Below are 21,579 nucleotides of genomic sequence, written 5' to 3'. Positions count from 1 at the left end.
AGATGATGCCGGGGAGTGTGAAGGCATGGGTCAAATCTCGATGAAAATTTCCGCCCTACCCGGGTCAGTTCTCAGTGAAAATCAACAGCCTATGTTCCTCAGTCCGTCGCGATCCCTGATTCCGGATATTGAGCGATGGGGAGCAATAATGTCGGGATCATCGATGGCTTTCTGAACACCTTCGAAACCACGATCGACAGCGGTTTCGGTCTGGTTCGGGGCAGTGTGGTGTCGCTCGCGGGTTCGCTCTCGGTGCTGGATATCGTGCTGGCGGGGCTGTTCTGGGCGTGGGCTGCCGATGAAGACATCATCCAGCGTCTGGTGAAGAAGACGCTGTATATCGGCTTCTTTGCCTTCGTCATTGATCATTTCAGTGGCCTGTCGGGGATCGTCTTCAACAGTTTTGCCGCTCTCGGCCTCAAGGCCGGCGGAGGGACGTTAGCCCTCGGGGATTTCATGCATCCTGGCCGACTGGCGGCGACCGGCCTCGATGCCGCGCAACCGCTTCTGGATGCGGCGAGTAAACTGGCGTTTTCCTTCGGCGCCCTGGCCAGCATCGTGCAGATCCTCGTTCTGCTCCTGTGCTGGTTCATCGTGCTGGCGGCCTTCTTCATTCTCGCCGTGCAGCTCTTCGTCGCCATCGTCGAGTTCAAGCTGACATCACTCGCGGGCTTCGTGCTGATCCCGTTTGCCCTGTTCAATCGCACCGCTTTCCTGGCCGAGAAGGTGCTGGGCAATGTCGTCTCGTCCGGCGTGAAGATCATGGTGTTGGCGGTGATCTCCGCCATTGCCTCCGGCCTCTTCAAACAGTTCACGACCTCCTATGGCGACAGCGCACCCACGATCGGGCAGGCGCTGTCCGTCGTGCTGGCGTCGCTCTGCATCGTCGGCCTCGCCATTTTCGGCGGCTCTCTCGCCAACGGGCTGATCTCCGGCGCGCCCCAGCTTGGTGCCGGGGCAGTGGCCGGAACCGCGATGGCGGTGGGTGCAATGGGTGCTGCGGCTGTGGCCGCGCCCGCTGTCCTGGCGTCAGGGGGCGCGGCCGCACTCGGCGCAACGGCGGCAGCAGCGCGCGGAGGTGCTGCTGTCGCAGGTGCCGCTACCACTGTTTATTCCATGGGTGCAGCCGGACAGACAGGAGCGGCGGGTATGGCAGCCGCCGCCGGTAATGTCGGTCGCGCTGCCGGCAGCGCAGCGGCGAACGCCGTGAAAGGTAAGGCCGGAGCAGCGGCCTCTTCCCTGAAAGAGAGCTATGCCGCCGGCGGTCGTTGGGCTGCACGCGGAATGGGCGGTAGCGCTGGCGGTGATGGGAATGACGGCGGAAGCAGCGGTGGTCCAGGGCCAGGCGGGGGTGGCAATCCTGGTGGCGATGGCCCCGGCTCACCGCCAGATGGCAAGCCACCGCGCTGGGCACGGAGCATGAAGCGCCGCAATGCCGCGACCCATGCCGCCGAGGCCGCCCATGTTATCCGCTCGACCGATGGCGGCGGCGGAAGTTCCAGCATTGATCTCTCGGAAAAGGAATGAGGACGATGTTCCGTCGCTCCACCACACGCTACGGGACCACGCCCGAGCCGGTCACGCCCTATCATAAAGCCGCGCAGATTTGGGACGAGCGCATCGGCTCCGCTCGCGTGCAGGCGCGCAACTGGCGACTGATGGCGTTTGGCTCATTATTCCTGTCCGCCAGTCTTGGCGCCGGTTTGATCTGGCAATCTATGCGCGGGACCGTTGTGCCCTGGGTTGTGCAGGTCGACCATCTGGGGCAGGCACAGGTCGTGGCCCCGGCGACGGCCGGTTACAGGCCAGCCGATCCGCAGATCGCCTGGTATCTGGCGCAGTTTATCGGTGATGTCCGTGGTCTGTCGTCCGATGCTGTGGTTGTTCGGCATAACTGGCTGCGGGCCTATGACTTCACCACGACATCGGGCGCAGCAGCGCTGAACGATTATGCCCGCCTGAACGATCCGTTCTCACGCATTGGACATGAGCAGGTTGAGGTGGACATTGCCTCGGTGATCCGGGCCTCGCCCGGCAGCTTCCGTGTCGCCTGGACGGAGCGCCATTACCGTGACGGCGCGTTCACCGGCACCGAACGCTGGACCGCCATCGTGTCGGTTGTTCTGCGCACCCCGCGCGACGCGGATCATCTGCGGAAAAACCCGCTCGGAATCTACGTCTCCGCCATCAACTGGTCGAAGGAGCTAGGCCAATGATCCGTCATGCTCTTCGTTTTCTTCCTCTGCTTGTCCTGCCCCTGGCCGGATGCGCGCAGCAGTACCATCCACCCGTCATCCGCTATGACGATGCGGCTCAGGCCGTGCGCCAGCCCGATCCGCCGAAACCGGTGCAGGTCGTGGAAGTCCCGAAAATCCTTCCTCTGCCGGGCCAGCTCAAGCCGCTTCCGCCCTTACGGCGTAGCCGCTCTGCGCCCGAGGCGAGCGACCCTACCGTGAGGGTGACGCAGGCCAATCTTGCCGCTCGCATCCAGCCAACACGGGCTGGTTATGTGAACGCGGTGCAGGTTTACCCCTACAGCGCGGGCGCGCTTTATCAGATCTATGCCTCGCCCGGCGAGATCACCGACGTTATGCTGCAACCCGGCGAGAAGCTGGTCGGCACTGGGCCGGTCGCGATGGGGGATACCGTGCGCTGGATCGTCGGCGATACCACCAGTGGCACGGGCATGACCAGGCGCGTGCATATCCTGGTCAAGCCGACGCGACCGGACCTGACTACCAACCTGATCGTCAATACCGACCGGCGGACCTACCTTGCCGAATTGCGGGCGACACCGGCGACCTATATGGCGTCAGTATCGTGGGGTTATCCCGAGGACGATCTGATTGCCCTGCATAGGCAGGACAGCGACGCCGACGATGCCACCCCGGCGGAAGCGGGGCTGAATCTCGACGCACTCAATTTCCGCTACGCGATCGAAAGCGTGAAAGGTGGGGTGCCGCCCTGGATGCCTCTGCGGGCGTTCGATGACGGGCGAAAGGTGTTCATCGCGTTTCCGTCCGGTATCGGGCAGGGCGAACTGCCACCGCTCTTTGTACTGGGAGCCGATGGCGGGCCTGAACTGGTGAACTACCGCGTCCGGCAGAACTGGATGATCGTCGACCGTCTGTTCGCCTCAGCCGAATTGCGGCTGGGCGACAAGCATTCCGAGCAGCGTGTGCGGATCGTGCGCACGGATGGCAGGAAGTCATGAGCGGCGTGGAAGAGCGCCCGGAAGGGAATACGGGAGGCACCACAAGCGGAACAGGACCATCATCCCTGTCGCCCTCTGCCGATCTGCGGCTGCGCGCGCAGCGGCCACCAGTCGTAAAGCTCTCGCGCCCCGTCATCTGGACGCTGGGTGGTGTCGGGATGCTCGCGATCGGCCTCGCGCTGGGCTATGCGCTGCAAAGCAATACACCAAAGGGTCCGGTCCAGGCGGCGCAAGACACGGATGCGCGCGCCTCGGCCGACGGGCTATCGGCACTGCCCAGCGATTATACCGCCACCCCGAGGCTCGGACCGCCTTTGCCCGGCGATCTGGGCAAGCCGATCCTCGACGCACAGCGGCAGGGCCGCGCGGGACCGGTTTCCGGCATGGGAGACCGGCGTGGCGACCAGGAGATTGAGGCGGCGCGGACCAGTCGGCTCTTCGCGCAGGTCGAAGTGCGCGACGGTCAAAGTACGCAGGTGGTTCCGGTGATGGCCACCGTTCCCGGAGCGCCGGCATCGCCGGCTGGGACGGACCAACAAACCGGCAATCGTACCTTTTTGGCAGGTCAGCCGGATCGCGTGACGGTCAGCCCGGACCGGATGACGCCGCCCGCATCCCCATACGTTCTTCAGGCGGGCACGGTGATCGCTGGGGCGCTGAACACGAAGATCAGTTCCGATCTGCCCGGCCAGATCGTCGGGCATGTGACCCAGAACGTCTATGACAGTCCGACCGGACGGTTCTTGCTTATCCCGCAGGGCAGCACCCTGTTCGGGGCCTATAACAGCAGTGTTTCCTTCGGGCAGCAGCGGACCCAGATCATCTGGACTCGGCTGATCTTACCCAATGGGGATAGCTTCGTGCTGGAAAAGCTGCCAGGCGGCAACGCCATCGGCCAGTCAGGCCTGTCCGACGAGGTGAACAACCACTGGGGACAGCTTTTCAAGGCTGCCCTGGTCACGACCCTTCTCAGCGTGGGCTCCGAAGCCGGGACGTCATGGAATGAGAACAACCTGATGCAGGCGATCCGCAGCGGGGCGAGCAACGGTTTCTCCATGGTCGGCAACCGGCTGATCGATCGCAGCCTGAATATTCAGCCGACGCTGACTGATCGGCCGGGCCTGCCGTTCACGCTTGTTTTGAATCGCGATCTCGTCCTCAAGCCCTGGAAAGAGAAAGAATTTCGCCCATGACGAAGTTGAAGCTTGGTCCGATCGAGGACGACAAGCCCGTGAAGGTCACGCTGGAGCTGCCAGCCACCCTGCACCGTGATCTCGCAACCTATGCCGAGATATTAGGGCGCGGAACCGGGCAAGCGCCCATCGATCCCGTGCGTCTCGTTGTGCCTATGCTGGAGCGATTTATCGCCACGAATCGAGGGTTCGCAAAGGCGCGGCGGGCCAATACAGTAATACGCGGCGGCAATAATTATCTCTAAATGGGATAAAAGAGGCGGAACAATTCTCTCTCCATTGCTATTGGCGCAGTTTTTTGGCGGTTGCTACCGATTGCCGCGCCAAAAGGCCCAGACTTGACACACCCTGGTACTGGTGTCCAATGGCAAAATCACTTACCCTGGGGACGCAGAGAGAGACCAAAATGACGCTCGATATCCGGGGAAGCATAAAAAACACTAAGATAAGTTCGAATCAATATGTCATTTTCGAAGAACTCATTTCCAATGCTATTGATGCTTATTTAATCCGTCGGCACAGTGATGCCAATGCGCCTGCTATGGAAATCGATATTGAAGTAACTTTCTCGGCCGCAGATTTGGTTGGTGATCGTGAAACTATGTCAGTTTCATGCCGTGACAACGGTTGCGGCATCGGTGATGATCAGATTAAGGCATTTTTAACGAAGGATACATCCTACAAGGATGATCTGCCCATTGCCGGAATTGGAAAATGTAAAGGGGCAGGGCGTATCCAGTTTTTTCTTTATTTTACAGATATCTCGATTGATAGCTGCTACCGAGTTGGCGACACTGTTTTAAAGCGTGAGTTGCGTTATGCGGAGCCCCAAAAGCAGATTGAAGCAGACGATTTTATCCTGGGTTCCGGACAGGAATCGGACATTGGCACTGTTATCCAAATGGATGGGCTCAAAGAGAGTATTCGCTCACGGATTTTTCAGAATGAAGCGCTGAATAGCTTTTTTGCGGCGCCGGTAATTTGCAAGCAGATGCTTGTCGTGTTTCTTCAACGTCTGGTCAGTCTTGGTGACCAGTTGGGTGACTTTAGAATTCGCTTTGTGAGCCGTCACTGGAAACAGGATGAGCAAGTCAGAACCTTGCAGCATTCAGATCTACCTAAAGTGACTACTGACCGTCTGGTGAATGTTGAGGAGAGAGATCCAGCGACCGGTGCGGGGCTTGGAACCTACCAACAATTGAAATTGTCCCATTATAAACTTGATGCGGCTCATTATGACTTGCCGCGAAATGCAATTGCCTTTTGTGCAAAATCCTCCCCTGTGAAAGACATCACCGCACTCTATCTCCGTACGCGCGCCGAGCAGAATAATCCAGTAGGTGGCTTCCATCATATCGTCCTTATCGAAGGCGAATATCTCGACATCTGTGTTAACGAACAGCGTGACGACTTTGACAATATCCCGAGCACAATACCCAGCGGCGATCTATTTTCTGAGGGGAAGATCTCTTACGAAGATATTCATCGTGTGATCGACCCGGTCATTGAGGAAATGGTGACACCCGCCGACTGGAATAAGGATGATTTATTAAAAGAGGTCACAGAGCAGTTCGGTATCAGTGAGGCTATGCTTCAGGATACTTCGACCCGTATCGTCTATGGTGAGCCGGCGAGTAAATTAGCCGAGCGTGTTCTTAAAAAGTATCAGGAACGAGTTCTCGACGAGACTGCAGAAATTTTCACGCTTAAGCAAGAAATCCTCTGTTCTGAACCGGATTCAGATACATTCCGGAGTAAAATTAACGAATTGTCTTGGAAATATACTTCGTCACTCAAGAATTTTGATATGGCAACGCTCTCGCAACTCGTTGTACGCCGGGCGGCTATCGTCCAGATTCTGGATCTGGCCTGTGACCGAAAACTTACGATGCAGAATGTCGCTGCTGGTGTTCGCAGGAAAGACGAACAGATCATTCACAATATTTTCTTTCCTATGCGTAAGGATAGTAGAGACGTAACGGACCACGACATCTGGCTCCTGAGCGAGGAGTATCAATATTATGATTATATCGCTTCAGATATGCCATTGGCCAATATCAAGTGGGATGACGGTGAAGCTGTCTTCGAGAGCGACATTGACGCTGCAATGCAAAACATTCTCGCGAAAAGGGTGGAGGAAAATAGTGGTAAACGACCCGATATCGCGGTGTTTAGTAAAGAAGGTTCCGTGATCATTGTGGAATTTAAGGCGCCCGGTGTCTCTACAGACGAACATATCGGCGATCTATCGGAATATGCACAATTACTGGCAGCAAAGTCTGGCGGAAGACTTAAAAAATTCTATGGTTATCTTATCGGTAACGAGATTAACACACTTCGCCTTAGCGGGAATTGGACTCCGTTCCCGACGGGAAAGGGATGGTTCCAGTCCAGTCTATTGCTAGATCCTATTACTCGGTTTCCACTAGGCGAAACCTATTTTGAAATTCTGCATTTCAGCGACGTAATAGACCGCGCGAAGAAGCGTATTGCAGTTTATCAAGATAAACTCAGACTAAATTTTGACAGTAATAATATATAATATGAGTTTCATTAGGTAATTGTTTTTCCGGGCAAGGATTGTTTTCCTAATATTATAGGAAAGCAATTCATGCGTTTAGACAGCAAACATGAGTGAGTGTCGGTATCGGGGGCTGCGTGCCCCCGCAACCAGACATTATCCGCCTGATAAGACACGATGGACCCGCCCCAATGAGGCGGGTTTTTTTGTGATCGGAATCCCGCGTAGGGGGAAATCGGGATGACAGTGGGAGTGACGTAGCAATTCAACTTGCATCTAGGGTAGTGAGACGTGGAAAGCCGCGTAGCCTTGCAGTGCCGATTGCTCGTTCGATTATGACAGGCCTTATGCCTGCGCAGTGAAGAATGAAACGATTGGGCGTTTTCTGTCCGACTTTGGGGGCTGGTATTCCATGTGCCTCGTCCAGCGGGCATCATGCCAACGCTGTAGGTGGCGTTTGGTTCGCAGCCTTCGCGGACATTTCGGTAACCGGCCGTTTGAGGCCGCCTTATGATTGAGGATTGTGACTGGTAACTTACCGTCGTTAACGACGTCGTTATTGACGTCATTTGAGAGGTAAGAATGACCCAGGAAATCCTGATTGGCGTTGAACGCCGCCGCCGCTGGTCGGATGAACGGAAGCTGGCGATACTGGCTGAAGTTGGTGTGGATGGAGCAAGTGTATCGGATGTGGCACGTCGACATGACCTGACCCGCCAACATCTTTACCAATGGCGGACGTCATTCCGTCAAAGACTATCTTCCCCAGATCAGTCTGTGGCGTTTGTTCCTGTTGCTTCAGTGACGACACCTGCTGTGGCATCTGGCGGTGATCCTGACGAACTGGCCATAGTGCTGCGCAATGGCCGTAGTATCAGGGTGACGGGACATCCTGCCGAAGATCTTCTGGCCCGGGTCATCCGGATTGCGGAGACGGCATGATTGGCGTGGGCAACGGCGTGCGTGTCTATCTGGCCTGCGGGGTGACCGATATGCGCAAGGGCATATCGGGTCTGGCAGCACTGGCACAGGACGTGCTGCGTCAGAACCCGACATCAGGGGCGCTCTTTGCCTTTCGTGGTCGCCGTGGGGACAGGATCAAGCTTCTGATGTGGGACGGTCAGGGGTTCTGTCTTTATTACAAGGTGCTTGAGAAGGGACGTTTTCCATGGCCGTCTCCGGCAGAGGGCGTTGCACGCCTGACGACAGCACAGATGGCCATGCTGTGGGAAGGCATGGAGTGGAGACGCCCTTCCTGGTCTGCACCACCGTCTCGCGTGGCCTGATTTTTATGGCGTGAGAGTGCAGAACATTTTGAATTTTCTTAGGTTTTCTGCTATTTTTTCATAATGACGTCTGCACCTGCGGTCCTGCCTGATGATCCGGATACCCTGAGGGAAATGATTGTTTCCCTGCAGACCGAAGTGGCTCGGCTTTCTGCGTCAGCCCGTGCGTATGAAGCTCTTGTCCAGTCTCTCAAAATCCGGATCGCACGTCTTCAGAAACAGAAATTCGGGGCCAGTTCAGAAAAGATAGACCGTGAGATTGAACAACTCGAACTGCTCCTTGAAGATGTAAAAATCGCCATCGCGGCAGCCGATCCTTCTCCTGATATCAGGGAGCATGATGTCAGCGATGATGCACTCTCTCCCCCACGGCAGCGTGGCAAACCAAAGGTTTCTGACACGACACCACGGGAGCGTATTGTTCTCGACCCAGGTGAGGCCTGTCCTGCCTGTGGCGGTCCCCTGCGTCTTGTAGGCGAAGATGTCACCGAAATACTGGACTTTATTGCGGCAAAACTGAAAGTTGTCGAAACGGCACGGCTGAAGAAATCCTGCCGTCACTGCGAAACACTGGTGCAGCCTGAAGCACCGTCGCGCCCTGTCCCACGGGGGATGGCTGGCACCGGGCTTTTAGCCCATATCCTGGTCTCGAAATTCGATGACCACATTCCGCTTTATCGTCAGAATGAGATCTTTGCCCGTCAGGGTGTGGACATTCCCCGTTCAACCCTGATCGACTGGTGTGGTCAGGCCGTTGCCGTTCTGCGTCCTCTGACAGATCTGATCCGTCAGGATGTCGTAAAGGCAGACCTGCTACATGCTGATGATACACCCATCCAGGTTCTTGACCCCCGTCTGCGTCAGGCTGGCAAACCCCGGGGCGTGAAGGAAGGGCGGATCTGGAGCTATCTGCGCGATCCCCGCCCATGGGGAGGGAGTGATCCGCCCGCCGTGGCCTACTGGTTCTCTCCCGATCGCAAGGGGATCAATCCCCAGACCCATCTGGCACAGTTCCGGGGCATTCTGCAGGCTGACGCCTACGCCGGGTTCAGGGATCTGTATAAACCAGACGCAACAGGAACCGTGCACGTGCGCGAAGCGGCCTGCTGGGCTCATCTCCGCCGGGCCTTCCATGATGTCTGGAAGGGCAGTGATTCGACAATCGCAAGGGAAGCACTTGAACAGATCGGAGAGCTCTACGATATCGAGCGCCAGATCACCGGACACCCGGCCCCGTATCGTCTGGCTGTCCGACAGGAACAAAGCCGCCCCCGTGTCACAGCATTCCACGCATGGTGCGAAACACAGCTTGCCCGTATCCCTGGAAAGGGGGAACTGGCAAAAGCGATCCGTTATGCGCTCAACCGGTGGAAGGCCTTTACCCTGTTCCTCGAAGATGGTCGTGTCGCCATCGACAACAATCCTGCCGAACGCGCCATACGGCCCGTATGCGTGGGGCGAAAAAATTATCTCTTTGCCGGATCCGACACCGGGGGCGACAACATCGCTGATGCCATGACGCTTATCGAAAGCGCAAAACTCTCCCGGCTTAATCCGCACGATTACCTCGCCGACGTCCTGGCCCGTATCAACGAGCACAAGATCAACCGGCTCCACGAACTGTTGCCATGGAACTGGAAACCCGTGAATACACTGCACAGACAGGCCGCATAATCAAGGCGGCCCAGAGCGGCCGGTTACGACATTTCTGAGTTTGATATCAGTTGACATCAAGATTTTGCATCAAAAATGCTAATGCTGCGAAGGTTTAGAGATGCAAGCAGAATAATGGCGGTTTTCTGCCGTTTGTAGCGCTTTGTGGATGATGCGACTCTGTGGTTTATACACATTATCCACAGGGTTATTCACGGGGGTGTACATAGGGTGTGAGTCAGGTTGAAAAGCGCTGTGCGGACAATTGTCCTTACACAGCGCTACCCGCTTAAAAGAATGCAGGCTGATATTATTCAGCGCCCTGATGCTTCTCAATATCGTGGAACGCGCTATCAACAGCCGCAGAGAACTTGGACTCTGGGTTTTCGATACAGAACTGTTTTATTTTTTCTGAGCCGTAAGTCATGTTGCTGACGAAGTCATTTGGGTTGGCGTTCGGGTTGGCCTGCGCCAGATCATTACTAAGACCACTGATATAGCCCTGTGCCCAGGCCATGAACTTTTCTTCGGACCGGGGGTTAATATCCAGAAGCTTCAGATATTTTTCGCAGGAAAAGTTGCCAAGACCAATAACACTGGTTTCAGCATGTGCTGGATGCGTGAGCAGGAGTGCAATATTTAAAAGAAAAATGGTTTTTACGGTTATACTCCGCAGCATCATGGTTTTCCTTCTTGTGGCTAATGTGCCTGTTTCATTTTGTTATGGATGCCCTATGGCATATTTATGCTGAAAAATCTCTATGTTCATAATGCAAGCCCGCATTTAGGGGGGGATTTATAAATTTCTGCCAGACATTCATTTAATTTAAACATATATTCATTGTGTTCCATTTTATTCGATTATCATCAGACAAAATTAACCTTTTATTCTGGTTGGAATGGTTTGGGTTTTACTGGCGTCTATCAGAATTTGTCTTATGATTTGTTAGAGTCTCCTGCATAATAAACAATGCAGCATGTAATGTGACCCACGCGTAGGCTATTCACCCTTTGCTGGTGTGTTGGAAGGAGAAGGTATTGTCCTTTATTGACCAGCTTGGGCTGCATGTACCTGTCTTGCAGGCACCTATGGCGGGCGTTTCCACCCCGGCTCTGGCCGCAGCTGTGTGTAATGCGGGTGCGCTGGGGGCTCTTGGTCTCGGTGCGGTGGATGCGGAAGCTGCGCGTGGGATGATAACAGAGCTGCGGGTTCGTACATCCCAGCCTTTTAACGTCAATCTGTTCGTGTACAGGGCGCCTGAGCGGGACCCACAGCGGGAGGCCGCATGGCTTGAATGGCTGCAACCGCTGTTTGCGCAGTTTGGTACATCCGCGCCAACCGCACTGCAGGCTCCTTACACCAGCTTTGCTGATGACCCGGACATGCTGCGGATGCTGCTGGAGGTTCGCCCGCCTGTCATCAGCTTTCATTTTGGGGTGCCAGATGCAGAAACCGTGGCGGCGCTGCGCGGCATAGGGGCCATTCTGCTAGCAAGCGTGACCAGTCTGGCAGAAGCGCGCACGGCAAAAAAGGCTGGAATGGATGCGGTTATAGCCCAAGGGGTAGAGGCCGGGGGACATAGAGGAATGTTTGACCCGAATGCGCCGGATGATGGGTTGGGTGTTGTTGCGCTAACGCGGCTTCTGGTGCGTTGGGGGCGCTGCCCTGTTGTGGCGGCCGGTGGCATTATGGATGGTGCGGGTGTTGCGGCCATGCTGGATTTGGGGGCTGTGGCAGCCCAGATGGGCACGGCGTTTATTCCATGCCCGGAATCCGCAGCGGATGAGGCCTACCGGCGGGCCCTGCTGGGGCCTGCGGCATACCATACCCGGTTGACCAAGCTTATTTCCGGCAGGCCGGCACGGGCGCTGGCAAACCGTTTTACGGCATTGGCGGACAGGGCGGATGTGCCCACACCCCCAGCCTACCCCATTGCGTATGACGCAGAGAAAGCCCTTAACGCTGCCGCCAGAGCATGTGATGAAGCTGGGTTTGGGGCGCAGTGGGCAGGGCAGGGTGCCCCTTTGGTGCGCACCATGCCAGCCGCCCGACTGGTGCAAACAGTGCAGGCGGAACTGGCTCTGGCCCGTGCGGGCCGCCGGTAAGGGGCGTTAGGCCGCTTTAAGCTGGGCTTCGGCAAATTCGTAATTGGCGAGCTTGTCGAGGTAGTTTGTAATGTAGTCCGGGCGACGGTTGCGGAAATCCAGATAATAGGCGTGTTCCCACACATCCAGCCCCAGAAGCACCTGCCCGTGTCCTTCTGCCAGAGGGTTGGAGCCATTGGCGGTTTTGGTTACGGCCAGCTTGCCAGAGGGCGAAAGCACGAGCCATGCCCAGCCGGACCCGAATTGCGAAATGGCGGCTTTTTTAAACGCTTCCTTAAACGCTTCCACACTACCAAGATCCTGTTTGATTTTGGTTTCCAGCGCGGTGGGAATAGCCCCGCCGGTGGGGGAGAGATTGTTCCAGAACAGGATGTGGTTCCAGTGTTGCCCGGCATTGTTAAAGACCGGAGCCAGATCAGGCTTGCCCTTAACGGCCAGAATAATTTCCTCAAGAGATTTGCCCTGTAGTTCCGGTTTGGCTTCCACAAAGCCGTTAAGTGCCGTCACGTAGGCCTGATGATGCTTGTCGTGGTGCAGTTCCAGAGTTTCCTGGCACATGCCTTTGCCAGCAAGGGCATTGTAGGAAAATGGGAGGGCTGGCAGTTCAAAAGCCATGACGGGTTCCTTTATATGACGTTTTTCAATAGGACAGGCCGCGCATAATGAGGCGCGACCCTGCACCTGCTCCGGTTGGGGAGCAGGCACGCTACAGGTTAGTAACTCCCGCTTTCATGCGGGGTTTCAGTCACTATTGTGTTTGAGCTCGAATTCGACGGGCACGGTCAGGGTAATCTGCTCTCCCGGCACGCTGTCAGGCGGCGTTGGGAGGGGTTCAGCACGATGGACAAGGGCCAGAGTTTCCTCATCCAGCAGGGCATGGCCGGAGCTGGCGGCCAGTCGGGCGGACAGGACGTGGCCTTTGCGGTTCATGGTGAATGTGAGTTGAGCTGTACCTTGTTGCTGCGTAGCCTGAGCTTGTGCCGGGTAGCGCTTGTATTTTTCCAGCCGCCCCAGCAGCAGCCCTTGCCATGTTGCAGGTTCATGCGCGGTTTGGGAGGAGGCCAGACCCGGCGGCGGAGCGGCCTGCGTTGTGGAAGAGGGGGCGGAAAAAGCCGGAGGCGCTGTGGTTTGCTCAGCTGTTTTTTGCAGGTCTGGTGCAGGCTTGGGCAGATGCGGCACAGGTTTGTGCTTTTTAACAATCTTCTGGAGTTTTTCAGGCGCGGGTACGGGCACTGGCGGGTTGGGTGCCGGAGCCGGTGGTGCGGAAACCTCGGGCGGGAGTTCGGGGGCTGGGTCTGGTTGCGAGAGGGTCTGCTGTGGTCCGGGCGGGGCATCCGTTGGCGGAGAGGGGATGGAAACAGGCGTGGGAGCCAGATCCATGGCAATGGCCGCCGGAGGCGCTTCCTGCGTAGGGATAGCCGCAGGCGGTTGTAGCAGAACCCAGCACAACACCCCACCGCTAACAGCACTGACTGCGAGAAGTGAAAGACCCCATAACAAGTTTTCGCGGCGCTGCTCCCGGCGCAGCAGGTCCGCCTGCCAGTGGCTGAAAGAAAAGTGGGGGAGGGGAGATATATGCCCGCTCATGGTGCTTGCGTGCTTTCTTCCTGCCCTTGCAGGTTGACCAGCGCAACCTTGAGGTATCCGGCAGCCCGTAGCTTATCCATAACGCTCATAAGGGTACCGTAATCCACGCTTTTGTCGGCCCGCAGAAAAATGCGTTCGTCCTTATTCCCTTTTGCTGCCGCGTTCAGGGCGTTGGGCAGGTCATTCTGGGTGACGCTATCTTCCCCCAAAGCCAGAGTCTGGTCTGCCTTTATGGTTAGAAAAACCGGGTTATCTGGCCGTGGGGCCGGTTTTTCCGTGGAGGAGGGCAGGTCAACTGGTACGTTTACGGTTGTTAGCGGGGCGGTGACCATAAAAATGACCAGCAGCACCAGCATGACGTCAATAAACGGTGTGACGTTGATCTCATGCGCCTCATGCGGGTTTTCATCTGTATGACGCAGGCGGATGGCCATGGCTGCCTTACTCCCTTGCCCTGTTTACTCGGCGCCAACGGAGCGGTTGCCGAGCCGTACGACCTGCCCCTTGGCCATCAGGCTTTGCATCCGCCCCAGATCGCGCGAGACCAGACGCATGACAAGGGAGGCAAGGTCCGCCACCTGTGCGCGGCACCCGGCACATTGGCGGGCCAGATGGTTGTAGATGACAACAGCAGGAATGGCGGCCACCAGCCCCAGTGCCGTGGCCAGAAGAGCCTCTGCAATACCGGGAGCCACAACGGCCAGACTGGTCGCCTTGGTGGCGGCAATGCCGGTAAAGGACGTCATAATCCCCCATACCGTGCCAAACAGCCCCACAAAGGGAGAGGTGGCGCCAATGGTGGCCAGTAGCCCTGTACCACGCATCAGGCGGCGGCCTTCGGCAGCTTCCAGCCGCTCAAGGTGCAGGACAATGCGTTCCTTCAACCCTTCCGTGTCATCAGGAATATCGTGCGAGCGGGTGCGTTCTGCTTCTGCGGCCATAACCAGTGTATGGGCAATGCGGCAGTCGCGGGTATAGGCCTCGGCCCCATCCAAAGTTTCGGCGTCTTCCAGAATACTGTCAGCCTGTTTCAGGCTTTTTTTAAGCGAATGAACTCCACGGATTTGGCAATCAGCACCGTCCAGCTCAGCAGGCTGGCCAGTGCCAGAATGACCATAACACCCTGAACAATGGCACCTGCGCCAAGAAACATATCCCACGGGGAAAAACTCTGTGAAAGCAGTGCGGCAGAAGGCATGGTTTAAACCTGTTCAACAATAAAGTTCACTCTTCACCACAGGGGAAAACGCCGTTGTCTGGAGGATAAGGCGTTCGGGCATGTCTCAACCTGTGTCTGAGGCTTTGGTTTTGTCCGGCGGGTTGAGCCGGTGTGAACCGCGTACCCGTGCAGTGGGTGAGCAATGCCTAAACACAAATTTAATTGCAAGTGAGAATCTTTATCAAATCAAAAAAACAGGAGTCAGACCGTCCGGTCCATAAACATCATTTTTTGATTATTCGATGATAAATCAAACAGAAACAGAAAAAACTGCTTCCGAGTTGCGTGCGCGGGTTGTGGTAAAATTAACACAATCATCACGGGAAGGCGATTCTTGATGTTGAGAATCATTTGCATATCAGGGCTGACTAAAATTATGAGACGGTGTGTTTCAATCATGTTTTGACAGCGTTCAGCCTTATCCCAAGGGGCTGAACGGGGAGTATAGTGAATGGGTTACTCACAGCGGCCCCCAACACAGACCAGGACGTTGCGAACCGCCATGGCCATCGGTGTTTCGGTGGGTTTTGGTCTTGCCGCAGGGGAGGCCGAGGCACAGGAGTTGCAAGCTGGAACCGAACCATCCTCGTCAGATCATGCCATCAAGCTGCCTGCCGTGCGTGTGGGTGGCCACAGCACGCAGGATGATCAGGACGGTTATCAGTCTGGGAATACCAACAGTCAGGTTCTCAATATTGCCAGAATGCCTGATTCCGTGCGGGACACGCCGCAGACCATCAACGTTATCCCGCAGGAGCTGATCAAACAGCAGCGTGCCTTTACGTTGGATCAGGCTCTCAGCAACGTGCCCGGCATTACCCTTTCCACGGGGGAAGGCGCGGGCGGGCTGAACGGGGACCAGTTCCGTATTCGTGGCCTTCAGGCCCGTGGCGATATGTACACGGATGGTCTGCGTGATTTTGGCACCTACACGCGTGACATGTTCAACACCGAGAGTGTTGAGGTCATTAAAGGCCCATCGGGTGAATATTTTGGTGCCGGTAACGTGGGCGGGGTTATTAACCAGAGCCAGAAGCACGCGCACCTTGGCAACCAGTTCAGTTATGACCAGTCCTTTGGTAGCGGCCCCCTCTTCCGTGGGGCGGGGGACATCAACTACCAGATCAACGATGACATGGCCATTCGGGTGAACGGCATGTTCAACCGTCAGGACATTGTTGACCGTGATAACGTCAGCGCCAACCGCTATGGCGCGGCTGTGGATTTTGGTGTTGGCCTGCGGAGCAAGACGTCCTGGCACCTGACATGGCAATGGTTGGGGAGTGACAGCAACCCAGACTACGGGGTCAGCATGTTGCAGGTGAACGGCATATACCGCCCGATTACCGAATACGGCCTGCCGCGCAACACCAGCTATACCCGTAGCTTTGACCGCGACCAGTCCAACATCCATACGCTGACCTCAGGGCTAAAGTCCGAAGTCAACAGCTGGCTGACCATTACCAATGATACGCGCCTGAGCCTGTATGACCGTGAATATGCGGCCACCACGCCAGCGGCCTGTAGTGGAACCTGTGCGACCAGCTTCCTTAGTGGTGGCAATCCGACCCTGCCATATGGCGCAGGGGGTGGCGCCGCGTACCGCCAGCAAGGCTGGGGTGTGCAGAACGTGTTTATGGGGCGTGCCCGCTTTAACACCGGTTTTGTCAAACATGACCTGAAGGCCGGGGTCGATATTAACTACACGAGTGATTCCCGCTGGCCCGGAAAATATACCGACCGGACAAATAACCAGACCATTCGCAACCCGCAGTACCAGTCTAGTGCTACAACGCTGACCTTCCCGGACTCTGGTTATGGTAATGCCAATGCGCGGGATCTGGGCCTGTTTATTGCGGACAAGATCCAGCTAACCAAGCAGCTTGCCCTGTTTGGAACCGGGCGGTGGGATTCCTTCTCCAGCTCGTATTACGCCCGCTCCACGCAGGCCAATGGCCGCGCGGAACAGAAATCTGACCGGTGGAGCCCTTCTGGCAGCATTGTCTATTCACCGTTCAAAATGGCGTCTTTCTACTTCACGTTCGCCCGGTCCTATAAGCCTGTCGGGACTGATGTGTCCTCTCTGGTGACCATCAAACCGCAGGCGGGTGACGTAGCGCAGAAGGGGGTTAACCTCTCCCCGCAGCGGAGTGACCTGTTTGAATTCGGCACAAAGGCCGACTTCCTGCACAAACGGCTGGGTACAACCCTGTCCTTCTTCCAGATTAGCGAAAACAACTCGCGCTATTATGACACCAATGGCGACATGGAAACCGGTTTTGCAGATTCCGGTAGCGGCCGCCGCATTCGTGGTGTTGAACTGAGTGCAACCGGAAAAATTACGGAAGACTGGCAGATCTTTGCTTCCTACTCCTATATGGATGGCAAAGTAACGCACAGCACCACAGGGGATAACGGCAAGACCGCACCACAGGTGCCCCATAACACCATGTCGGTTTGGAGCTCTTACAACCTGTCCCGCGCGCTGCTTCGCCCGAACTGGGGTGATCTCAAAATTGGGGGTGGTGTTCAGTATGCTTCCGGTTACTGGGCTGGTCCCGATACGACCAATACCGCACGTATGCCCTACAACTTCAACTTCAATGGCATGTTGTCATGGGACTACAAGCATTACCGCGTGTCGTTTAACGCCAATAACATTACCAACCACCTGAATTATGCCTCGTCGTTCTCTACCGGCCGTGCAGTGCCTGCGGCAGGACGTACCTTTATTGGCAACGTTGGCGTAACTTTCTGAGCATCTTCAATTCTGTATTGTGGCGGACAGGGACCATGCTGTGTTCTGGACCAGAGGACGACAACACAACGCTTACGGCCTCTGCCGCAGCAATACAGCAGGAGGATGCGGACCCGCTTCCTCCTGTTGAAGGGCAGCTTCTGCTGGCCCAGATTTATCTGGACCGGCAGCAGATGCACGCTGCCTTCAGCATGATTGAGGTTGCCGCCAGAAGTGGTGACGCCAAAGCCCTGAACATGCTGGGGCGGGCCTATGAGCGAGGGTGGGGTATTACGCCCAACCCTTTGCTAGCCCTGCAATATTTTGAAATGGCCGCACGGCAGAATTACGGATGGGCTTTTTTCAATATGGCCGATCTGTATCTTTCCGGTCAGGGAATCCCGCGTGATGTTCCGCGGGCTTACGCGTTGTACGTCAAGGCAGCGCAGGCAGGAGTTGCAAAAGCGTTAAATATGATTGGTCTTTTGCAAGAGGACCAATCACCCTCTGGCGTTGCTGCGGCCCGCCAGTACTATCAGGCCGCAGCCGATGCGGGGGATTGTTGGGGTGCGCTCAATATGGCGCGTCTGGCCCTACAGGAGGGAGACACCGCTTGCGCACAGGTGTTTTTTCATAAAACACTCGAAACCGGGTTTGATGCGTGTTTTATCGCCATGAAAAAACTGCTGCCTTTTATGCCCGAGCCCTACCGAACGGAATTGCTTGCCCGCGTGGAGCAGCGGCTGGGCAAACAGTCCTAACGGTTTGCGCGGCTGGCGGGGCCTGTTTCTTGCAGGAAAAAGGTTAGAACCCCAGCCAGTACAATACCCGCCAACCCAAAGCTGAATGCCTGCGTAAACTGCACACCGGTCAGGGGTTGGCCATGACCAAGGTGCTGCAAAAACGCGGCAAACAGGGGCGAGACAATGGCGCTCATGACAAACACCAGAAAATTGATTGCCCCCGTAGCACTCCCTTTAACCTCGTCTGCATTGACCTCCTTGATAATGGAATAGGGGATCATGGCGGCGCCAGAGGCAACACCCAGCATAAAGGCCAGTACATAAGGCGGAAACGTGTTGCCCGGCAGGTAGATAATGGCAGCCACGGTTAGCGCCATAACCACAATGCCACCAAGTAGAACGGGTTTTCTGCGGCCTATGCGGTCGGTCAGGTAGCCAAGGGCAGGGCAGCCCACCATCCAGCCCACTGGCACCATGGCTGCGCGCATAACGGCCTCATGGTACCCAATATGCCAGCTTTGGGTCAAAAAGGTTATGCCCCACGTCATGCTGCCCACGGTTGTTGGTAAAAACAGAAGGCCAGAACACAAACCGCACAAATAGGATTGTGGGTTGGAAAGCACACTTTTGTAAGGCGCAAACATGGAACCGGCAGAATGGCTAACCACGTGTGCAGTTTTATGCTCCTGCGGGGTCAGGAAAAATATAAAAACGGCAACCAGCGCAATAAGGCCGCCCGTATCAATCCAGAAAAAATGCCAGTTAATAACATCATGAATCAACCACGCCACGGTGGATTGGCCCATGGCGCCCCCCATCATGCCCGCGCATTGGGTTACACCCACGGCTGTTGCCAGATGCTGTTTGGAAAAACCGCGTGCCGCCAGATAAACTGCACCAACAAACGCAAAGGCTGACCCCGCGCCCTGCATAAGGCGGCCAAGGCCAGCCACCCATTCGTTCCCCCAGCCAAACAGGCAAGTGCCCGCCGCCAGAACCAGCGCCCCGAAGGAAATGGTGTATTTGGCCCCCCACCGGTCCACTGCCGCCCCCGAAATAATGGAGCACAGGGAATAGGTGTAGTAATAAAGCCCAAGCAAAGACCCCAGACCAACGGTTGTCAGCCCAAAGGCGGAGACCAGTTCCCCCACCATAACGCTGGGTGCGGAGCGGGTGGAATATTGCAGCCAGTAAAATATCAGGCACAAAAACCACGCAACAATATAGGCCGTCTGGTTGGTTAAGACGGGTTTTTCTGTATGGGGGGTAACAGGTTGCGGGGCCTGTGGCATGAGATGATCCCGTGAAATTTATTTTAAATTAAGTATTTTACTGCGAACTTATAAAAAGGATTTCCTGCATTTTTACAAGGTAAGGCACGTGGCCCCTATGGCGCTGCCCGTGCGGGCGCACGCAGCCAGATGCCGGTGTGTGGGGGGCATTACGGTCATATTATGGGGCGTAGGCTGGCAGGGTAGGGAATGAGGCGGCCTGTTGCCGCCAACAAAACCGTGCCAGACACGAAATGGTGCGCGGGGAAAAATCTTTCCCCGCCTTTGTCGTATATGCTCTTGGGAGCTCTGTTTATGCTGCGTGTCGTCTCAGGCAAGCAGCAGAACAATAACCAGCCCCCACATGGTCAACAAGGTGTTGCTCACGGCGTAGGGTAATGTGTAGCCCAGCATGGGCACATTGCTTTTTGCAACATCGGCCACCATGGCAACAGAGGCCGTGCTGGTGCGTGCGCCCCCGCAGCATCCCAGATTAATGGCCGGATCAAACCGAAAGATGTATTTGCCAATAAGAGGGGCCAGCAGCATGGGCAGGGCACTGGCAAACACACCCCAGAAAAACACGCTTATCCCGGCTTCCTGCAACCCTTTGATAAAGGTTGGCCCAGCCGAAATGCCTACAACAGCGATAAAAATATTCAGCCCTACGGTGTTCATGAACCAGATGGACGCTGCGGGTACATTCCCCAGCCGTGGAGTGACGCTGCGCAACCAGCCCAGAACAAGCCCCGCAATAAGCGCCCCACCGGAGGAGGACAGGGTAATGGGCACACCCGCGATGGGGAGTACGAGTGAGCCAAGGAGGCCCCCCACAAAAATACCGCCCCCCACCAGTACCATGCTGGTCACATTGGTCGGGCGGTCCGCGTAACCAACATTTTTGACCACCTCTGCCACATGCCTGCGGCTGCCGGTAATGTTGATAATATCCCCCCGGTTGAGGGCAGTCTGGGAGAGGACGGGAATTTCCACATTCATGGAACCGCGACGGATCGCATTAATGTAAATGCCCCGCGCATAGGGGGCCGTGGAGAGGTCGATCAACCGCTGGCCATTCAACTGTTTGCTGGTGACGACCACATCAACCGTTTCCACCGGAATTTCGATCAATTCCTGATCAGCCACTTCTTCTGCATGGTTCGACCAGTACACCAGAGCGTCATGCGGGCCGGAAACCGCAACAATGTCGCCGACTTGTAGAACGGTTGAGCCGTCAAAGGGAACAAGTTTGCCGTCACGACGCAGATTTTCCAAAAAGATGCGTGTTTTTTGCGTTTTTTCGGCTTCGGCTACAGTTTTACCGGCAATCAGGCCAGCCGTTTCCAGCTTGTAGGCGCGTACGATGTAGTTGTGCCATGCACTTTCGGCATCTTCGTTCGTGGAGCGGATGTTCATGTCGCGTTCATAACGCTCACATTCCTGCGCCAAATTAATGCGTAAAAGTTTCGGTCCCAAAAATGCCAAAATCCAGCCGGTGCCAACCGTGCCAAACAGGTAGGTAACCGCATAAGCCACGGGAATGGCGTTTAATTCGGACTGGATCTGCCCATCTGTTAAGCCACTGCGATTGATGGCATCGGTTGCCAGACCAATGGAGGCGGAAATGGTCTGAGACCCGGCCAGAAGCCCCTCTGCCATGCCCGGACCATAGCCCGATACAATGGCCGCCACATACACGCACAGCAGGCATAGGGACGAAATGATGACGGCAAAAATCGCCTGCGGCAAACCGTCATTGGCGATGCCGCGCACAAACTGCGGACCAACACCAAACCCCACGGCAAAAAGGAACATGATGAAAAAGACGGATTTGACCTGAGGTGAAATAACAATGTCCAACTGACCAACCACAACTCCGGCCAGCAGTGTGCCCGTTACGGCTCCCAGACTAAAACTGCCAAATTTGAGCGACCCCACCCAGAACCCGATGGCGAGTGTTAGAAAAATTGCCAGATCGGGGGAAGCGCGTAGCGTTTCGGCAATCCAATGCACTGTCATGTGTAAGCTCCTTTACCCGCAAGGCACAGT

Annotated in this window: 18 protein-coding genes and 1 pseudogene; 12 read left to right on the top strand and 7 right to left on the bottom strand. The window is 56.0% G+C overall.

Annotation, left to right across the window (positions count from 1 at the left end; all coding sequences use genetic code 11):
- The first annotated feature begins 135 nt into the window (after positions 1 to 135).
- The 9 genes from trbL to tnpC all read left to right on the top strand — a co-directional run bounded on the left by trbL (position 136) and on the right by tnpC (position 9,888).
- Complete coding sequence (gene trbL, locus AGA_RS01330; RefSeq protein WP_059022671.1) at positions 136 to 1,527, top strand: P-type conjugative transfer protein TrbL; 1,392 nt, start codon at positions 136 to 138, stop codon at positions 1,525 to 1,527.
- Between the two features lie 5 nt (positions 1,528 to 1,532).
- On the top strand, positions 1,533 to 2,216 hold the full coding sequence (trbF, locus tag AGA_RS01325) for a conjugal transfer protein TrbF (RefSeq protein ID WP_059022670.1): 684 nt from the start codon (positions 1,533 to 1,535) through the stop codon (positions 2,214 to 2,216).
- Positions 2,213 to 3,214: a P-type conjugative transfer protein TrbG gene (gene trbG, locus AGA_RS01320; RefSeq protein ID WP_059022669.1), complete on the top strand. Its 1,002-nt coding sequence runs from the start codon at positions 2,213 to 2,215 to the stop codon at positions 3,212 to 3,214. Before trbF ends, trbG begins: the two co-directional genes overlap by 4 nt.
- On the top strand, positions 3,211 to 4,407 hold the full coding sequence (locus tag AGA_RS01315) for a TrbI/VirB10 family protein (protein ID WP_059022668.1): 1,197 nt from the start codon (positions 3,211 to 3,213) through the stop codon (positions 4,405 to 4,407). The genes trbG and AGA_RS01315 overlap by 4 nt, the downstream gene beginning before the upstream one ends.
- Positions 4,404 to 4,652: a DUF2274 domain-containing protein gene (locus AGA_RS01310; protein ID WP_059022667.1), complete on the top strand. Its 249-nt coding sequence runs from the start codon at positions 4,404 to 4,406 to the stop codon at positions 4,650 to 4,652. The genes AGA_RS01315 and AGA_RS01310 overlap by 4 nt, the downstream gene beginning before the upstream one ends.
- A 119-nt stretch (positions 4,653 to 4,771) precedes the next feature.
- A complete protein-coding gene (locus AGA_RS01305; RefSeq protein WP_231945883.1) occupies positions 4,772 to 6,949 on the top strand; it encodes a hypothetical protein in 2,178 nt (725 codons plus the stop codon).
- Positions 6,950 to 7,510: 561 nt separating this feature from the next.
- Positions 7,511 to 7,870, top strand: a complete 360-nt coding sequence (gene tnpA / locus AGA_RS01300) for an IS66-like element accessory protein TnpA (protein ID WP_007400224.1) — start codon at positions 7,511 to 7,513, stop codon at positions 7,868 to 7,870.
- The gene (tnpB, locus tag AGA_RS01295; RefSeq protein WP_010510701.1) at positions 7,867 to 8,214 is read left to right on the top strand and encodes an IS66 family insertion sequence element accessory protein TnpB; all 348 of its coding nucleotides are present in this window, start codon (positions 7,867 to 7,869) and stop codon (positions 8,212 to 8,214) included. Before tnpA ends, tnpB begins: the two co-directional genes overlap by 4 nt.
- Positions 8,215 to 8,277: 63 nt before the next feature.
- Positions 8,278 to 9,888 carry an IS66 family transposase gene (gene tnpC / locus AGA_RS01290; RefSeq protein WP_007397838.1) on the top strand — a complete coding sequence of 537 codons (1,611 nt, stop codon included), beginning with the start codon at positions 8,278 to 8,280 and terminating at the stop codon, positions 9,886 to 9,888.
- 289 nt (positions 9,889 to 10,177) lie between these two features.
- Here tnpC and AGA_RS01285 read toward each other — a convergent pair whose 3' ends face one another.
- The gene (locus tag AGA_RS01285) at positions 10,178 to 10,549 is read right to left on the bottom strand and encodes an HdeA/HdeB family chaperone (RefSeq protein ID WP_059022666.1); all 372 of its coding nucleotides are present in this window, start codon (positions 10,547 to 10,549) and stop codon (positions 10,178 to 10,180) included.
- 356 nt (positions 10,550 to 10,905) lie between these two features.
- On the opposite strand from AGA_RS01285, the gene AGA_RS01280 reads away from it, so the two are divergent.
- Positions 10,906 to 11,973: an NAD(P)H-dependent flavin oxidoreductase gene (locus AGA_RS01280; RefSeq protein ID WP_059022665.1), complete on the top strand. Its 1,068-nt coding sequence runs from the start codon at positions 10,906 to 10,908 to the stop codon at positions 11,971 to 11,973.
- A 6-nt stretch (positions 11,974 to 11,979) separates the two neighbouring features.
- Here the strand turns inward: AGA_RS01280 and AGA_RS01275 are convergent, their stop codons facing one another.
- The 4 genes and pseudogenes from AGA_RS01275 to exbB form a co-directional block, all read right to left on the bottom strand.
- A complete protein-coding gene (locus AGA_RS01275; protein ID WP_059022664.1) occupies positions 11,980 to 12,588 on the bottom strand; it encodes a superoxide dismutase in 609 nt (202 codons plus the stop codon).
- Positions 12,589 to 12,714: 126 nt separating this feature from the next.
- Positions 12,715 to 13,560 (bottom strand): TonB family protein, encoded by an 846-nt coding sequence (locus tag AGA_RS01270; RefSeq protein WP_059022663.1) that lies wholly within the window; start codon positions 13,558 to 13,560, stop codon positions 12,715 to 12,717.
- The gene (gene exbD / locus AGA_RS01265) at positions 13,557 to 13,994 is read right to left on the bottom strand and encodes a TonB system transport protein ExbD (protein ID WP_059022662.1); all 438 of its coding nucleotides are present in this window, start codon (positions 13,992 to 13,994) and stop codon (positions 13,557 to 13,559) included. The genes AGA_RS01270 and exbD overlap by 4 nt, the downstream gene beginning before the upstream one ends.
- Positions 13,995 to 14,018: 24 nt before the next feature.
- Positions 14,019 to 14,758, bottom strand: a pseudogene (exbB, locus tag AGA_RS01260) (tonB-system energizer ExbB).
- A gap of 472 nt (positions 14,759 to 15,230) precedes the next feature.
- Between exbB and AGA_RS01250 the strand changes: the two are divergent.
- Together AGA_RS01250 and AGA_RS01245 are read left to right on the top strand one after the other, a co-directional pair.
- Positions 15,231 to 17,537 carry a TonB-dependent receptor gene (locus AGA_RS01250; RefSeq protein WP_059022660.1) on the top strand — a complete coding sequence of 769 codons (2,307 nt, stop codon included), beginning with the start codon at positions 15,231 to 15,233 and terminating at the stop codon, positions 17,535 to 17,537.
- Between the two features lie 35 nt (positions 17,538 to 17,572).
- The gene (locus AGA_RS01245; RefSeq protein WP_059022659.1) at positions 17,573 to 18,277 is read left to right on the top strand and encodes a tetratricopeptide repeat protein; all 705 of its coding nucleotides are present in this window, start codon (positions 17,573 to 17,575) and stop codon (positions 18,275 to 18,277) included.
- Here AGA_RS01245 and AGA_RS01240 read toward each other — a convergent pair.
- Together AGA_RS01240 and aspT are read right to left on the bottom strand one after the other, a co-directional pair.
- Positions 18,274 to 19,551, bottom strand: a complete 1,278-nt coding sequence (locus AGA_RS01240) for an MFS transporter (protein ID WP_059022658.1) — start codon at positions 19,549 to 19,551, stop codon at positions 18,274 to 18,276. The genes AGA_RS01245 and AGA_RS01240 overlap by 4 nt on opposite strands.
- A gap of 309 nt (positions 19,552 to 19,860) precedes the next feature.
- Complete coding sequence (aspT, locus tag AGA_RS01235; RefSeq protein WP_059022657.1) at positions 19,861 to 21,549, bottom strand: aspartate-alanine antiporter; 1,689 nt, start codon at positions 21,547 to 21,549, stop codon at positions 19,861 to 19,863.
- Positions 21,550 to 21,579 lie beyond the last annotated feature (30 nt).

It is taken from the genome of Acetobacter ghanensis, assembly GCF_001499675.1.
Lineage (GTDB): Bacteria > Pseudomonadota > Alphaproteobacteria > Acetobacterales > Acetobacteraceae > Acetobacter > Acetobacter ghanensis.
This window is presented reverse-complemented; position numbering and strand designations above follow the sequence as displayed.

What these genes read in the sequence shown, in the direction of transcription:
- trbL (WP_059022671.1), top strand. Translation starts at nt 136, where the DNA reads ATGGGGAGCAATAATGTCGGGATCATCGATGGCTTTCTGAACACCTTC.
- trbF (WP_059022670.1), top strand. Translation starts at nt 1,533, where the DNA reads ATGTTCCGTCGCTCCACCACACGCTACGGGACCACGCCCGAGCCGGTC.
- trbG (WP_059022669.1), top strand. Translation starts at nt 2,213, where the DNA reads ATGATCCGTCATGCTCTTCGTTTTCTTCCTCTGCTTGTCCTGCCCCTG.
- AGA_RS01315 (WP_059022668.1), top strand. Translation starts at nt 3,211, where the DNA reads ATGAGCGGCGTGGAAGAGCGCCCGGAAGGGAATACGGGAGGCACCACA.
- AGA_RS01310 (WP_059022667.1), top strand. Translation starts at nt 4,404, where the DNA reads ATGACGAAGTTGAAGCTTGGTCCGATCGAGGACGACAAGCCCGTGAAG.
- AGA_RS01305 (WP_231945883.1), top strand. Translation starts at nt 4,772, where the DNA reads ATGGCAAAATCACTTACCCTGGGGACGCAGAGAGAGACCAAAATGACG.
- tnpA (WP_007400224.1), top strand. Translation starts at nt 7,511, where the DNA reads ATGACCCAGGAAATCCTGATTGGCGTTGAACGCCGCCGCCGCTGGTCG.
- tnpB (WP_010510701.1), top strand. Translation starts at nt 7,867, where the DNA reads ATGATTGGCGTGGGCAACGGCGTGCGTGTCTATCTGGCCTGCGGGGTG.
- tnpC (WP_007397838.1), top strand. Translation starts at nt 8,278, where the DNA reads ATGACGTCTGCACCTGCGGTCCTGCCTGATGATCCGGATACCCTGAGG.
- AGA_RS01285 (WP_059022666.1), bottom strand. Translation starts at nt 10,549, where the DNA reads ATGATGCTGCGGAGTATAACCGTAAAAACCATTTTTCTTTTAAATATT.
- AGA_RS01275 (WP_059022664.1), bottom strand. Translation starts at nt 12,588, where the DNA reads ATGGCTTTTGAACTGCCAGCCCTCCCATTTTCCTACAATGCCCTTGCT.
- AGA_RS01270 (WP_059022663.1), bottom strand. Translation starts at nt 13,560, where the DNA reads ATGAGCGGGCATATATCTCCCCTCCCCCACTTTTCTTTCAGCCACTGG.
- exbD (WP_059022662.1), bottom strand. Translation starts at nt 13,994, where the DNA reads ATGGCCATCCGCCTGCGTCATACAGATGAAAACCCGCATGAGGCGCAT.
- AGA_RS01250 (WP_059022660.1), top strand. Translation starts at nt 15,231, where the DNA reads ATGGGTTACTCACAGCGGCCCCCAACACAGACCAGGACGTTGCGAACC.
- AGA_RS01245 (WP_059022659.1), top strand. Translation starts at nt 17,573, where the DNA reads ATGCTGTGTTCTGGACCAGAGGACGACAACACAACGCTTACGGCCTCT.
- AGA_RS01240 (WP_059022658.1), bottom strand. Translation starts at nt 19,551, where the DNA reads ATGCCACAGGCCCCGCAACCTGTTACCCCCCATACAGAAAAACCCGTC.
- aspT (WP_059022657.1), bottom strand. Translation starts at nt 21,549, where the DNA reads ATGACAGTGCATTGGATTGCCGAAACGCTACGCGCTTCCCCCGATCTG.